Annotated in this window: 14 protein-coding genes and 1 pseudogene; 8 read left to right on the top strand and 7 right to left on the bottom strand. The window is 36.3% G+C overall.

All coding sequences use genetic code 11. The annotated features are described in order from the left end of the window. The first annotated feature begins 51 nt into the window (after nt 1-51). Nucleotides 52-423, top strand: coding sequence for a hypothetical protein (locus INQ25_RS02680; RefSeq protein WP_077188297.1), 372 nt, complete (start codon nt 52-54; stop codon nt 421-423). Next, complete coding sequence (locus INQ25_RS02675; RefSeq protein WP_010962783.1) at nt 424-708, top strand: DUF2610 domain-containing protein; 285 nt, start codon at nt 424-426, stop codon at nt 706-708. Nucleotides 709-714: 6 nt separating this feature from the next. Here the strand turns inward: INQ25_RS02675 and dapD are convergent, their stop codons facing one another. Continuing rightward, entirely contained in the window at nt 715-1,545 is an 831-nt protein-coding gene (gene dapD, locus INQ25_RS02670) for a 2,3,4,5-tetrahydropyridine-2,6-dicarboxylate N-succinyltransferase (protein WP_010962782.1), read from the bottom strand. Between the two features lie 75 nt (nt 1,546-1,620). Between dapD and INQ25_RS02665 the strand changes: the two genes are divergently transcribed. Together INQ25_RS02665 and rpe are read left to right on the top strand one after the other, a co-directional pair. Further along, complete coding sequence (locus tag INQ25_RS02665; protein ID WP_007549510.1) at nt 1,621-2,049, top strand: zinc-ribbon domain-containing protein; 429 nt, start codon at nt 1,621-1,623, stop codon at nt 2,047-2,049. 111 nt (nt 2,050-2,160) lie between these two features. Further along, entirely contained in the window at nt 2,161-2,841 is a 681-nt protein-coding gene (rpe, locus tag INQ25_RS02660) for a ribulose-phosphate 3-epimerase (protein ID WP_182309494.1), read from the top strand. A 143-nt stretch (nt 2,842-2,984) separates the two neighbouring features. On the opposite strand, the pseudogene tnpC reads toward rpe, so the two are convergent. The 3 genes and pseudogenes from tnpC to INQ25_RS02645 all read right to left on the bottom strand — a co-directional run bounded on the left by tnpC (nt 2,985) and on the right by INQ25_RS02645 (nt 6,732). Beyond that, nucleotides 2,985-4,356: pseudogene (gene tnpC, locus INQ25_RS06605) on the bottom strand (IS66 family transposase). 112 nt (nt 4,357-4,468) lie between these two features. Next, nucleotides 4,469-5,551, bottom strand: coding sequence for a bifunctional diaminohydroxyphosphoribosylaminopyrimidine deaminase/5-amino-6-(5-phosphoribosylamino)uracil reductase RibD (gene ribD, locus INQ25_RS02650; protein ID WP_213863003.1), 1,083 nt, complete (start codon nt 5,549-5,551; stop codon nt 4,469-4,471). Continuing rightward, entirely contained in the window at nt 5,551-6,732 is a 1,182-nt protein-coding gene (locus INQ25_RS02645; protein ID WP_213863002.1) for a deoxyguanosinetriphosphate triphosphohydrolase, read from the bottom strand. The genes ribD and INQ25_RS02645 overlap by 1 nt, the downstream gene beginning before the upstream one ends. 47 nt (nt 6,733-6,779) lie before the next feature. Here INQ25_RS02645 and INQ25_RS02640 point away from each other — a divergent pair, with 47 nt between their 5' ends. Both INQ25_RS02640 and INQ25_RS02635 read left to right on the top strand, forming a co-directional pair. Beyond that, complete coding sequence (locus INQ25_RS02640; protein WP_096616045.1) at nt 6,780-7,247, top strand: HesB/IscA family protein; 468 nt, start codon at nt 6,780-6,782, stop codon at nt 7,245-7,247. Between the two features lie 39 nt (nt 7,248-7,286). Beyond that, nucleotides 7,287-7,961, top strand: a complete 675-nt coding sequence (locus INQ25_RS02635) for an ABC transporter ATP-binding protein (protein WP_010962776.1) — start codon at nt 7,287-7,289, stop codon at nt 7,959-7,961. Between the two features lie 238 nt (nt 7,962-8,199). On the opposite strand, the gene INQ25_RS02625 is transcribed toward INQ25_RS02635, so the two are convergent. Continuing rightward, nucleotides 8,200-8,898, bottom strand: coding sequence for an alpha/beta hydrolase (locus INQ25_RS02625; protein WP_151808056.1), 699 nt, complete (start codon nt 8,896-8,898; stop codon nt 8,200-8,202). A 155-nt stretch (nt 8,899-9,053) separates the two neighbouring features. Between INQ25_RS02625 and INQ25_RS02620 the strand changes: the two genes are divergently transcribed. Together INQ25_RS02620 and INQ25_RS02615 are read left to right on the top strand one after the other, a co-directional pair. Next, nucleotides 9,054-10,190 (top strand): cysteine desulfurase family protein, encoded by a 1,137-nt coding sequence (locus tag INQ25_RS02620; protein ID WP_155968302.1) that lies wholly within the window; start codon nt 9,054-9,056, stop codon nt 10,188-10,190. A gap of 869 nt (nt 10,191-11,059) precedes the next feature. Continuing rightward, a complete protein-coding gene (locus INQ25_RS02615; protein WP_182319399.1) occupies nt 11,060-11,797 on the top strand; it encodes a WD_0702 family putative metalloprotease in 738 nt (245 codons plus the stop codon). Between the two features lie 106 nt (nt 11,798-11,903). On the opposite strand, the gene INQ25_RS02610 is transcribed toward INQ25_RS02615, so the two are convergent. Beyond that, complete coding sequence (locus tag INQ25_RS02610; RefSeq protein WP_213863001.1) at nt 11,904-12,116, bottom strand: hypothetical protein; 213 nt, start codon at nt 12,114-12,116, stop codon at nt 11,904-11,906. A gap of 182 nt (nt 12,117-12,298) precedes the next feature. Beyond that, nucleotides 12,299-12,511 (bottom strand): hypothetical protein, encoded by a 213-nt coding sequence (locus INQ25_RS02605; protein ID WP_213863001.1) that lies wholly within the window; start codon nt 12,509-12,511, stop codon nt 12,299-12,301. Nucleotides 12,512-12,519 lie beyond the last annotated feature (8 nt).

Below are 12,519 nucleotides of genomic sequence, written 5' to 3'. Positions count from 1 at the left end.
TATTTATATATATAGTATACACTTAAGTTTGTGAGTAATAGTGCTTCAGTTATGGACGACAAAAACACCGATTATGTTGCCCTTATAGCTCAAGATGATAGTATTGAATACAAATTTGAAGAAGCTGTCAATTTTATAGAAAACAAGGTTATAAATGCTGATGGGCTAACTTTAGCGGAAGTGTTTCAAGTGCTAGTTCAAATGCTAGATGGTGATCTAGCATTGGTAAAAAAAGTACTAGCATATGCTAATATTATGGCAAAGCATGGAATGAAGGTAGCAAAAGAGTCGCAATTAAGCAGAGCTGATGTTCGCCGAGCTTTGGAAGGTAGAGAAAGTGTTGTCAATAGACAAGATTTTATAAAGAAACCACCTCTTCCACCTGCTATAAAATCGACCAAAAAGAAAAGTAGAGGTCTTTAGATGGCTGAATCTATAAAAAAATTTACTGTACAATGTGACTTCAAAGGACAAAGTTCACCTTTTGCAATATACATAGGAAATCCAAAAAGTGATGCTCATCCAATTCATCATCAAGATTCCTGGCTTGTAAAAGAACGTGGAGGGAATATTCCTAATAAAGTAAAAGAAAGTCTACAAAAATTATATAAACTATCTCAAGAAAATGGAGTCTCTTTCTCAGAGTTATGCGCGTATGCCATTACTGTGGTTAGTAATAATGATAAAAAAAGTGACGACAAGGAGTAAGATAGTTTAATCCCTCAATATTTCATTTATAGAGATTTTCGATCTCGTCTTTTCATCCACTTTTTTTACTATGACTGCACAATAGGTTGAAATATTATTTTTAGATGGAATAGACCCTGGTACCACTACAGAATAAGGTGGCACTTCGCCGTAAAATACCTTGCTAGTTTCTCTATCAATAATCTTTGTTGATGCCCCAATAAACACACCTATGCCAAGGACTGATCCTTCTCTCACTACCACACCCTCGGCCACTTCGCTACGTGCTCCAATAAAGCAATTATCTTCTATAATGACAGGTGAAGCTTGAATAGGCTCAAGAACTCCACCTATTCCCACTCCACCGGAAATATGACAGTTTTTTCCTATTTGCGCACAGCTACCAATCGTTGACCAGGTATCTATCATTGTTCCTGAATCAACATATGCACCAACGTTGATAAAACTTGGCATTAGAACAACATTTGTACCTATATAAGCAGATCGGCGAACAAAACACCCAGGAACTGCTCTAATTTTTAACCGGCGAAATTTCTCCTCATTCCATTCACTAAACTTGTTACCGATCTTATCAAACCAGCAATTAGTATTATCTATTATTTTATTTTCTTCGGTGAGAAAATGTAATAATATTGCCTGCTTTATCCACTTATGTACTACCCATTCTCCACTTGATAGCTTTTCTGCTACTCTAATTTTGCCACTATCAAGGAGCTCAATTACCTCTTTAATTGCTATTCTTGCTGTTTTCTTTAGATTACAGTCATTAAATTTTTCTCTATTTTTCCAAATATCTTTTATCTCACTCTGTGTTTTTTTTAGTTGCAAACCTTCCATTTGTTATATATATATTGATATTAAATTTGTAGCTCTGTATCATTTAAGCTTGTTACTACTTTATACGTAAGTACTATGAAAATACAATGTTATAATTGTACTAAGACTTACTTAGTATCTCCTAAGCAAATTGGTGCGTCTGGAAGAAAGGTAAAATGTACGCACTGCAATCACATATGGCATGAATATCTAGAAGAAGTGTCAAACAAATCGCACTCTGCTAATATACAGGAAAAAAAAGTTAGTGGAAGGAATTTTTTACAAAATCTAGCATTTACCACTCTAGCTTTTGCAACAGCTACAGGGTTATGCATTGTAATTGCTAATGGCATCTTTCCTAGAGAGATGAACAAAGCATACAAAACGATCAGTTCATATAAGGATTCAATAAGCTATAAATTAGGGTACAAAAAAGAACAAACAGAAAGTCCAAATGTAAAAAAACTTGCTGTAAATAAGTTTTATCAAGACTACCTTTTTTTATCTAATTTAAGATCTAGTTAAATAGGCATACCGATATCAGTATCCAGTTTCTATAGCTACTCAGATGGTGCGCATAGTATTAGGGTGACAGAGTTTTAAAAATAAGTTATTTTTTAGCAAAAAAGGCAGCTCATGAGTATTAAAATTGCACCTTCTATACTTTCAGCAGATTTTGCAAAATTAGGGGAAGAAGTAAGAAAAATTAGCGATTTAGGTGTAGATTACATACACATAGACGTTATGGATGGGAATTTCGTTCCAAATATTACAATTGGTCCTAGCGTTGTCTCTGCAATACGTAAATATAGCAATCTTCCTTTTGATGTGCATTTAATGGTCAAATCTCCTGGTAACCACATTGAAAGCTTTATAAATGCTGGTGCTGATATTATCACTGTACATGCAGAAGCAGAGATACACCTTGAGAGGTTGATAAGAAAGATAAAGTCATACAAAAATGTAAACGACGAAAAAAAACCGATTCAAGTTGGAGTTTCAATTGTTCCTTCAACTTCTCCAAGTGTGCTTGAATACATAATACATGAGCTAGATATTGTGCTGATTATGACAGTCAACCCTGGCTTTGGAGGGCAGGAATTTATTCATTCACAGTTGAACAAGATATCTACTATAAAAAAAATGATACAAGAGCGTAACCTTAAAACACAAATTTCAGTAGATGGTGGAATTAACTTTTCTAACGCAGCTGATATAATAAAAGCAGGTGCAGATATTTTAGTTGCGGGATCGGCGATATTCAAGGCTGAAGATATTAAGAAGGCCGTAAACGATCTTAAAAATCTATTGTTGTGACCCTATATAGCTAAAGTGGCTTAGGTTTACCTACAATTTGAAAAACAACAAATGCGTCATTCCGCTACTCGTTAGCGGAATCTATGCTGAGATACCGCGGCGGTATGACGTAGAAAAACCTTTCTTGGGTTGTATCCGTTCAGCTAAGCGGTGTGAGAGATGATAGATAAGAGGTTTTGGAAAGGATTGAGACCCCTTTGTTTCCATGTCAAGTATAATGAAATTATCCGTTCAAGTTCCCCACTTCGATTGGGTAAAATATGAATTTTTGCGATAAACGACATAATGCCGTATCTGCTGTTCAGCATGGTTGTTTGTCAGCGGAATGTTTTCTGGGTCATCTAAAAAATTCCACATTATTCTTTCAGATTTCAAAATATTTTTTGCAACTCGAGAAGCTCCAATTGCTTCAGGTAAGTAGGATATCTCCTTCAAGTAATACCTTGTACGTTTTCGCAATTTCCTGGCACGTCTGGTAAATCTAAAAACATCTATCTCATTTTTTAGCAAGGCCTTTTTTAGTGCAAATAATTCAGTGGCTACGTTTCTTAAGTAACAGCCCAGAACTTTAACTTCAATGTTCCAACTATGCGCTAACCTTTCAAAATCTCTTGATAAATGTGCCCAACAGATTTGCCTGTTTTTATCGGCAAAGTAGTTGTATGCTGCGTACCTGTCGTAAGCTATTGCGATTGCAGAACTTACTATTTTGTAAAACCTTCATTCCTCTTGACTCTGTCAATTTTATAAAACTTGCTGTATTACTGGCAAACATCCAGCACCAACCAAGTTTACCTTTGTTATAATGGCTCGTTTCATCGATATGCAGAACTTCACTTTTACTTACTTCTTGCTCGATTTGCTCATATGCTTCTTGGCATTTTTCTGCAACTCTAGCCTCGCTATTTGACACGCTACCAACACTGATGTCCAGGTTGAAAATATTTTTTATAATATTTGCTACTTCTCTTTTCGAGTTCTTGTAAAATCCGCTCAGCGCCGCGATTGTTGACTTAACTTTTGGACCAAATGTATCCGCAGTAACACCTTCTGGTAGCCTGCTACTTTTTCTTTTTCCACACTTGCAACAGCGGCCATTGGTATTCCACAACATAAGGCTTAATTTCTGGCAAATCAACTTTTTGATGAATGTATGGCTCTTTCGATATCGCAATTTTTCCTCCGCATTCGCAAGAACTCTATTTTCACCACTTCATCTGCTTCCATTTTAGGGCGATACTTTCCTTCATGCCCAATCTGTGCCCCTATTTTCCTGTCACTTTTTTTCTTTTTCTTCTTTAGCTTGTATAACTCTTTTGAGCTCGGTATCGATGAATTTTGTGAATTCAGACCTAGTCTTTCTTTCAATTCAGCATTTTCGATTCTCAGCGCCTTATTCTCAGATCTAAAATTTTCGTTTTCTATCTCTAACCTCTTTATCTCTGCTTTTAGTTGCTCTATCTCTATTTTAAAGCTTTCACAGAGCTTGAGAAGACTAGCTAGTAGATCAGACATATTTACCACACATACTACTTGTGATATTATGTTTTTAGCACTCCTTGTCTACTTTTTATTTTACCGCTCCGCTGAACGGATACCTTTTTTTTACTGTTTGAGTATGTAAGGATTATGACGACCTATCCCAAACCTCAACTATATCCTCACTAAACTCTATTATCTTTGTTTTTTTAAACTGATAACAGTTGTTAATGAATTGAATCCCTAAATCTCCTACAAAAGGAGTGGCATCATTGCCTAAAATTTTACCACTGCGGCATATTATCAACCTGTCGATTAAATTACACTTTAATAGTTCTGTGATTAACACTCCTCCACCTTCAACTAATAATCTTGTTATACCAATTTCTGAAACAAGTTTTAATGCCATGTCCTTTAGGCAAACCTTACCTGCGTTGCTTGAATTAACTACTAAGTAGTTAATGTTTTTTATTTTTTTCTCTACTTCTTTATTTGTGATGACCCAAGTTATTACTTTGTCTGCAGTCTTTGCAATGTTATGCTCTTCCTTTAATCTCCCTTGGCTATCTATAATTAGCCTTATTGGCGATCTACTTCCAAGTCCTGGTAATCTGCAAGTTAAGAGTGGATCATCATTAATAAGAGTATTGCTGCCGATCATAATTGCATCATATTTCGTTCTGAGCTCATGCACCCAGTTTCTCGTATTTTCACTTGTTATCCATTTGCTATCGCCTGTAAATGTTGCGATTTTTCCGTCAAGAGTTGTTGCGACTTTGCAAGCTATAAATGGTCTATGTAATTCTTTAGTGGTGAAAAAACCGACATTCAGTTCTTCTGCTTCTTTTTGCATAATACCTTGCTCAACTTCAATTCCTGCTTCTTTCAGAGCTTTCATGCCTCTGCCTGAAACTCTACTATCTGGGTCAATAGTTGCAATTACTACTCTTTTTATGCTAGCTTTTATGATTTTTGCAGTGCAAGGCCCCGTGACTCCGTGATGACAACATGGCTCAAGAGTGATATATATAGTTGCGCCATGAGTTGAATCTTTAGCGTTTTGCAAAGCGACTACCTCCGCATGCGGACGCCCACCAATCCCTGTGTATCCCTCACTAACAATTGTACCATCCTTTACAATAACACACCCGACAGCAGGATTTGGTGCAACATTTCCAAGATTTTTTTCTGCAAGCCTTAATGCAATTGACATGAAATGATCATCAGTCATTAGAAAGAAGTCATTTCGTATGAGGTATCAAAAATTCTTCTGTGCTCGTGTATAGCAAATCTATCTGTCATACCTGAGATATAGTCACATATTATTACTGAACGCTGAGATTCACAAGCGAGTTTGCTCCACTCTGTGGGAAGTAATCCTGGGTTTTCATAAAAACATTGAAAGAGTTCCTGTATTATGCGTTTTGCTTTGTTCATCGTTCTACTCAGTTTATAGCTTCTGTATATTTTCTCCATGTTGAATCTTTTCATTTCTTTTGTAGCATTCGCAACTTCTGGTGAAAATGTGACTAGCATTTTATTTAGACTTCTTACGTCTTCTACGCTTTTTATTTTGTGATCTTCAATATTTCTTTCAGTCTGAGAAACAACATCACTTATCATAGTTCCTATAGTTCCACTCAGTGATTCATGTATGAGTTTGCTCTGAGGCAATTCTGAATATCTGCTCCTTATGTCTTTAAACATTTTTTCAATTAAAGGAACATTCAGCAAATCTTCGATGGTTACTAAATTCGCCCTGAGTGCATCATCAAGATCGTGAACACTGTAAGCAATATCATCGGCAATTGAGGCAACTTGCGCTTCAATGCTTGAAAATTCTTCAAGTTTTAGATCATATTTTTCATTATATTCTAATAACAGCTGATTATTTGTAGAAGATTCTGCGTTTTGACCAAGCAAGGGACCGTTATGTTTTGCAACCCCTTCAACCACCTCCCAACTTAGATTCATACCATCAAAATCAGCATGTTTTTGTTCAAGATAAGTTAAAATTCTTATAGCTTGAACATTATGATCAAACTTATACTTCTCATTATTAACTTGAACTAGAGCATCCTCACCTGTGTGACCAAATGGGGGATGACCAAGGTCATGTGCAAGCGCTATGCATTCAGTGATATCCTCATCTAAGCCGAGTCTACGCGCAATAGATCTTGCAATTTGTGCAACTTCAAGGCTATGAGTGAGCCGAGTGCGATAGTAATCGTGCTCGTAATTGATAAAAACTTGTGTCTTGTATCCTAATTTTCTAAACGCATTAGAGTGAATGATACGGTCCCTATCACGCTGAAAGCAGCTGCGATTCTCATCTTCTGGCTCTTTGAAGTATCTCCCTTTTGTTTTGCTTGGAAAGCATGCATAATTTAATAGAAAATTATTGTTTGACATGTAAAATTTCTACTATAATAAGTTATCAATAATAAACGGTGGTTACTATGTCAACAAATTACAACATCAACTTAACTGATAATGCACTAAAAAAAATCCACTCTCTTGCAGAGCAGGAAGGAGATAAGAGTTCCGTTTTACGGGTTGCAGTTTCAGGCGGTGGATGTTCTGGCTTCAAATACAATTTTCTTATGGATCAAATGAATAAAAATCTATCTTTGGATGATGAAGACGATGATTACGATGATGAGTTTGATGACGAAGACGAAGATGATGACTATGACTATGAAGAAAGTGAGGACTATAGAAGCCACTCCAGTTTTAGCGAAAAAGGTAAAGATATAGTAATTAATGATGAAAATGGAAACCCTGTATTAATGGTTGATAATTGTTCAGCAAAATTTTTAAATAACTCAGTTATAGATTATACTGAGGATCTCAGTGGTTCTGGTTTTCAAATAAAGAATGCCTTTGCTAAGTCTCAATGTGGTTGTGGTAACAGTTTTTCGGTTTAATTATTACTAAAACTTAGATGCCTTCTGGATCTTTTAAACATGGGTGGTAATGTAGCACTAGAACTAACTTCTGTAGATAAAAGCTTCAAGAACAATTCTGCTGTTGTAAAGGATATCAACTTAAGTGTCACAAGAGGGCAAGTAGTAGCGCTGATTGGCGATTCAGGTGCAGGGAAAACAACTATATTGCAAATCGCAGGCTTGTTGGACAAGCCAACTTCAGGTATAGTTACGATAGATGGAATAAATTGCACACAAGCCAGTAATAAGCATAAAACTCATGTAAGAAGAAATTTTCTTAGTTTTGTTTATCAATTTCACTATTTGTTACAAGAGTTATCGGTGTTGGAAAATATTATGCTTCCTCAACTCATTGCAGGAAAAAGCAAAGCTGAAGCAAAAAAAAATTCGCAAGCAATGTTGGAAAAATTTGGTCTGGAAAACAAAGCAAGTAGCATGGTATCTGAAGTTTCGGGTGGGGAAAGGCAGAGAGTTGCAATTGCAAGAAGCATTGTAAATTCTCCAAAGCTTTTACTTGCAGATGAGCCAACAGGAAACTTAGATCCAACAAATTCTTTTAACGTGTTTTTACTGCTACATTCATACGTAAAGGAAAATAACAGCTCTATGCTTATAGTAACACACAATCATCTCCTTGCAGAAAAGGCAGACTGCATTTTCCAATTGAGAGATCGATCATTAGTGAAGTTGTGAATAGGAAAAATAGCACAATTTCTATGCCTTATACTTATCTAACCAATGATCATTAACAGAGTACAACTCGCATGAAATGCTTTCATTGCTTTTTATACACGGACTTTTTAACTTACGCTGTTTACTTAGGGAACACCCCGATAACATAAACACAGCTAAAACAAAAAATAATAGCTTTTTAAACATAACAAAACCTTTTCATTTATATTACTACACTCATTTCTCTTGTTTGTAAAGATTAGGCATATTCTTTTACCCTTACCTCTTTTTTGACCTTTTGAAAAGAAATAGTTGCACTATTCAAGCGCAGTTTTATATAATTGTCCACGATTTGAGTCACTTCCTCTTCTTTATCCTTTAGAAAGTGATTAGTATCATCTATTATATGGTATTTCATGTGATCACTTCTTACTGAATTTATCAACCTTTTTGCTAATTCTGTTACATCGCTTTCTTCTGAGATTGTATCATTACTGCTTTGTATTATAAGCCCAGAAACTGGACAGGGAGAAAGAAAAGAAAAATCGTACTTAGTTACCGGAAGAGAAAGAGCAATAAAACCCACTATCTCAGGGCGGCGCATTGTTAGCTGCATAGCCACCCATGCTCCAAAAGAAAAACCAGCGATCCAAATTGGAACATTGCTAGGATTATGTTCCTGAAGCCAATCAATGGCTACCGCAGCGTCAGTTAATTCTCCTATACCCTTATCAAAAGTTCCGGTAGATTTTCCCACACCACGAAAGTTAATCTTCAATGCAGAAAAATTGTTATCGATAAAAGACGTATATGTACTATGTACAATTTTACTATCCATATTACCACCATATTGAGGATGATGATGTAAAACCAGCACAACCGGCGCGTTGGCATCTTTGCTTTGGTGGTATTCACCTTCTATCTTTCTTGTTGCATTATTCAAAAAAACTTCAACCATGGTAACCCCTAATAAGAACCCGCTTGACAGGTATTAATGACGTGAGTTATTAATTATGTATTAATTTCGCTGTTTTTGCAATAAATTTTTTATCGTGTTAAAGCTAACGTACATAGTTATGGCTATAGTTGATGGTAAACTTATTTAAGTGACAGATGAGTCCATTCTCTTTAGAAAATAGTGGTTGCGTATATGCTGATTACAATGCAACTGCTCCAATTAGTGAAAATGTAAAAAAAAGTATATTTGAGGTCTTGTTAAAACAAACGCTCAATCCATCATCACTACATAAAAGAGGACAAGAAGCGAGGAAGATTCTTCAGGATGCAAGAGATAACGTACGTGGTGCTATTGGCGTCTCAAGTGATAAAGAAATAGTTTTTACGTCTGGTGCAACTGAAGCGAATAACCTTGTTATGAGAGGAATAGCAGGCTACCTGCATATAATTTCAGCTATAGAGCATCCTTCAATTCTTAATTCTGCATGTAATCCATATATAATACCTGTTAATCAGGAGGGCATTGTTGACTTTTTAGAGCTAGAAAAAATTCTAAGCGAACTTAAAGGAAACAAAGCAATAGTTTCAGTTATGATGGCAAATAACGAAACCGGAGTTATTCAACCTATTGAGGAAATAGCTAAAATAGTACACAAGTTTGGAGCAATTTGCCACACTGACACTGCTCAAAGTGTTGGGAAAATTAAAGTTAATATGGAAGATTTAGGAGTGGATTTACTCACTTTATCCGCCCATAAATTTGGCGGTGTAGCAGGCAGTGGAGTTTTAATATTCAATAAAGAACTTGCGATAGAACCTATTATAATAGGTGGTGGACAAGAGAAGGGATTTCGTGGTGGTACGGAAAATATTGTTGCGATTGCAGGCCTTTCTGCTGCACTGCAAAATATTCCAGACCTTCTATCAAAAATGGATGAAGTAAAGGAGCTACGTGATCAATTAGAGTGTGAATTATTAAATCTTGCCAGTGACATAAGAATCTTCGGTAAAAACTCTAAGAGGCTGCCAAACACAAGTTTTATTTATATGCCAGGAGTAAAGAGTGATGTGCAGCTTATGCATTTTGACTTGAATCATATTGCAGTTAGTAATGGCTCCGCATGTTCTTCTGGAAAAGTTGAGCCTTCCCATGTTTTGCTTGCAATGGGGGCAACAAAAGAGCAAGCAGAGTGTTCAATTAGAATCAGTATAGGTCCAGAAACTAAACCACAAGACATAAAAAAAATAGTGGATTGTTGGTATAATATCTACAAGCAGAACACCTTGGTATAGATAATACGTGGTATCATGCAGGGAGCTATAAATTAGATGTAAAAAATTCCTTTACAAGTTTCGCCAGCCCCCTTATCATAACAGTGAAGCTATTTATTTATCTTCGCAATCTGTGCAGGTTAATGACAAAAAACTTAGGGTATTTGGCGTCTCATGTTTAATTTTTCGCACTACGTGCATCGCATGTCTTTAAAAATTTTTAGGTTTTTACCTATATAAGCCGAAACGCGCTTACAAAGCGTTTAAGACAGCAAAAAACGTCAAATTGACAAGGGAGAATTTGAATGCTAGCTACTACGGGGTTTCTTTGCCTTTTTTCCTGCTTAGTAAATTTCTTAAACACTTGCGGTGTAGGTTAGTTGCAAGTTAAAAGCAGCTAAATCGCTCTTAATCAAGCGTTTTAGAATAAAAAAAACGTCGATATTTTAGTACATAGTAAATAGCCAACCACCACGGGGCTTCTTTTGCCTTTTTTTTATTTAGTAAATTTCTTAAATATTTATGGCTAAAGCAATTTAAGAGACCGAAAATGGTGTCATTTCAGTGCCCCTGTAATGTCATCCCAGTGCCCTGACTACTTGGATCCAGGAATTTTATTAAGTTGGTGAGCATAAAAATAGCTGTTTTACGTTAAAATACAATGTTTTGATGATTATGGAAAGGCTGGATTCCAGTGCCAAGCACTGGAATGACATCCTCCCTTATGGAAATTGCTCTCAAATCACAATGTTCGTACAGCTATGGAATGAATCGCGGTATGACGGTTATCAGTAAACATGAATTACTTTAGCTATGCAATCAGGCTTCCTAAAAACACTTTGTAGCCAATCAATTCTTGAGTATAAAAAGAATTCCTTTAATAATAAGGTATGCTAATCAGGAATTTAATAAAACAAGCAACTCAAGTAGGAAGCAGTGAAAATGCAATACGGTATGTCGAATATCTCTATCAATTTGAGAAGTTTAGAAACACATTAAACCTCACTTTGTCACTAATAAAGCAAAATAGGCTTTCGTTTGAGATATACCAAGAGGGATTAGTGGATATGGAAGAGGGAGTGTGTAAGACAATCAGGTCTTCCAGTGTAAATAGATATGTTATTGTACTGAGGAAGTCAAACCCATACATTATAGTGCATGAACTTTCACACATGGTTGAAAATGAACTGAACTTAAATTTGGAGCAGGAATTCCTCCATAAAGTTTACCAGGATATTGAGCAGAACCTAAAGCAAGCAAATATTCTTGTGCAGAAAATTATCGGCCAAGTTATATTTAAGGAGATACAGGCTTATCAAACTGCAAAATCACGTGCATCTGAATTATTTGCACGCTATTTTGAGCTATTTGCTTGGGCGCAGGAGGTTTACCCTAAAGATAAAGAATACTTAATCCGCACTCAAGACTTAAACAAAGTGTTCCTTGCTACTGACCAATGGAAAAAGAGCTACCTTGATTCACAAATGATGGAGAGAATAGATAAGGAAATCAAGGAATACAGCAATAAAACTGCCACTAAAGACGTAACCAAAGTGCAAAGCAGTTGGACTAATAAATTTTCTCCTGGGGGCAAAAAAATTAGCTCTATATTTGGAGATGATGATTAGCTTATAGTGCAGGCCAGACGTCATACCGCCGCGAACCGTCATACCGCGATTCATTCCACAACTGTACGAACGTTGTAGTTTGGGAGCAATTCCTACCAGTGGGGTGTCATCCCAGTGCCCAGACACTGGGATTCAGGAATTTTATTAAGTTGGTAAGCATAAAAGTAGCCATTTTATGTAAAAATACAACATTTTGATGATTATGAAAAAGCTGGATCCCAGTGTCAAGCACTGGGATGACATCATAGAGGCACTGGAATGACACCTTCCTAGTGGAAATTGCTCTCAAATCATAATGTTCGTACAGTTGTGGATTCATTCGCGGCATCTCATCAGCTAACAAGCAGCGGGATGACGGTTGTCGGTAAATCTTTTAGCTGTAGAAGTTAACTTTGCAGTTAACTTCTACAGCTAAAAGATTTACCGACAACCGTCATACCGCGATTCATTCCACAACTGTACGAACGTTGTAGTTTGGGAGCAATTCCTACCAGTGGGGTGTCATCCCAGTGCCCAGACACTGGGATTCAGGAATTTTATTAAGTTGGTAAGCATAAAAGTAGCCATTTTATGTAAAAATACAACATTTTGATGATTATGAAAAAGCTGGATCCCAGTGTCAAGCACTGGGATGACATCATAGAGGCACTGGAATGACACCTTCCTAGTGGAAATTGCTCTCAAATCATAATGTTCGTACAGTTGTGGATTCATTCGCGGCA

It is taken from the genome of Wolbachia endosymbiont of Rhagoletis cerasi, assembly GCF_018454475.1.
Classification (GTDB): Bacteria; Pseudomonadota; Alphaproteobacteria; order Rickettsiales; family Anaplasmataceae; genus Wolbachia; species Wolbachia pipientis.
This window is presented reverse-complemented; position numbering and strand designations above follow the sequence as displayed.

Bases quoted from the DNA above. Each gene is read 5' to 3' on its own strand.
- INQ25_RS02680 (WP_077188297.1), top strand. From the start codon at position 52: ATGGACGACAAAAACACCGATTATGTTGCCCTTATAGCTCAAGATGAT.
- INQ25_RS02675 (WP_010962783.1), top strand. From the start codon at position 424: ATGGCTGAATCTATAAAAAAATTTACTGTACAATGTGACTTCAAAGGA.
- dapD (WP_010962782.1), bottom strand. From the start codon at position 1,545: ATGGAAGGTTTGCAACTAAAAAAAACACAGAGTGAGATAAAAGATATT.
- INQ25_RS02665 (WP_007549510.1), top strand. From the start codon at position 1,621: ATGAAAATACAATGTTATAATTGTACTAAGACTTACTTAGTATCTCCT.
- rpe (WP_182309494.1), top strand. From the start codon at position 2,161: ATGAGTATTAAAATTGCACCTTCTATACTTTCAGCAGATTTTGCAAAA.
- ribD (WP_213863003.1), bottom strand. From the start codon at position 5,551: ATGACTGATGATCATTTCATGTCAATTGCATTAAGGCTTGCAGAAAAA.
- INQ25_RS02645 (WP_213863002.1), bottom strand. From the start codon at position 6,732: ATGTCAAACAATAATTTTCTATTAAATTATGCATGCTTTCCAAGCAAA.
- INQ25_RS02640 (WP_096616045.1), top strand. From the start codon at position 6,780: ATGTCAACAAATTACAACATCAACTTAACTGATAATGCACTAAAAAAA.
- INQ25_RS02635 (WP_010962776.1), top strand. From the start codon at position 7,287: ATGGGTGGTAATGTAGCACTAGAACTAACTTCTGTAGATAAAAGCTTC.
- INQ25_RS02625 (WP_151808056.1), bottom strand. From the start codon at position 8,898: ATGGTTGAAGTTTTTTTGAATAATGCAACAAGAAAGATAGAAGGTGAA.
- INQ25_RS02620 (WP_155968302.1), top strand. From the start codon at position 9,054: ATGAGTCCATTCTCTTTAGAAAATAGTGGTTGCGTATATGCTGATTAC.
- INQ25_RS02615 (WP_182319399.1), top strand. From the start codon at position 11,060: ATGCTAATCAGGAATTTAATAAAACAAGCAACTCAAGTAGGAAGCAGT.
- INQ25_RS02610 (WP_213863001.1), bottom strand. From the start codon at position 12,116: ATGAATCCACAACTGTACGAACATTATGATTTGAGAGCAATTTCCACT.
- INQ25_RS02605 (WP_213863001.1), bottom strand. From the start codon at position 12,511: ATGAATCCACAACTGTACGAACATTATGATTTGAGAGCAATTTCCACT.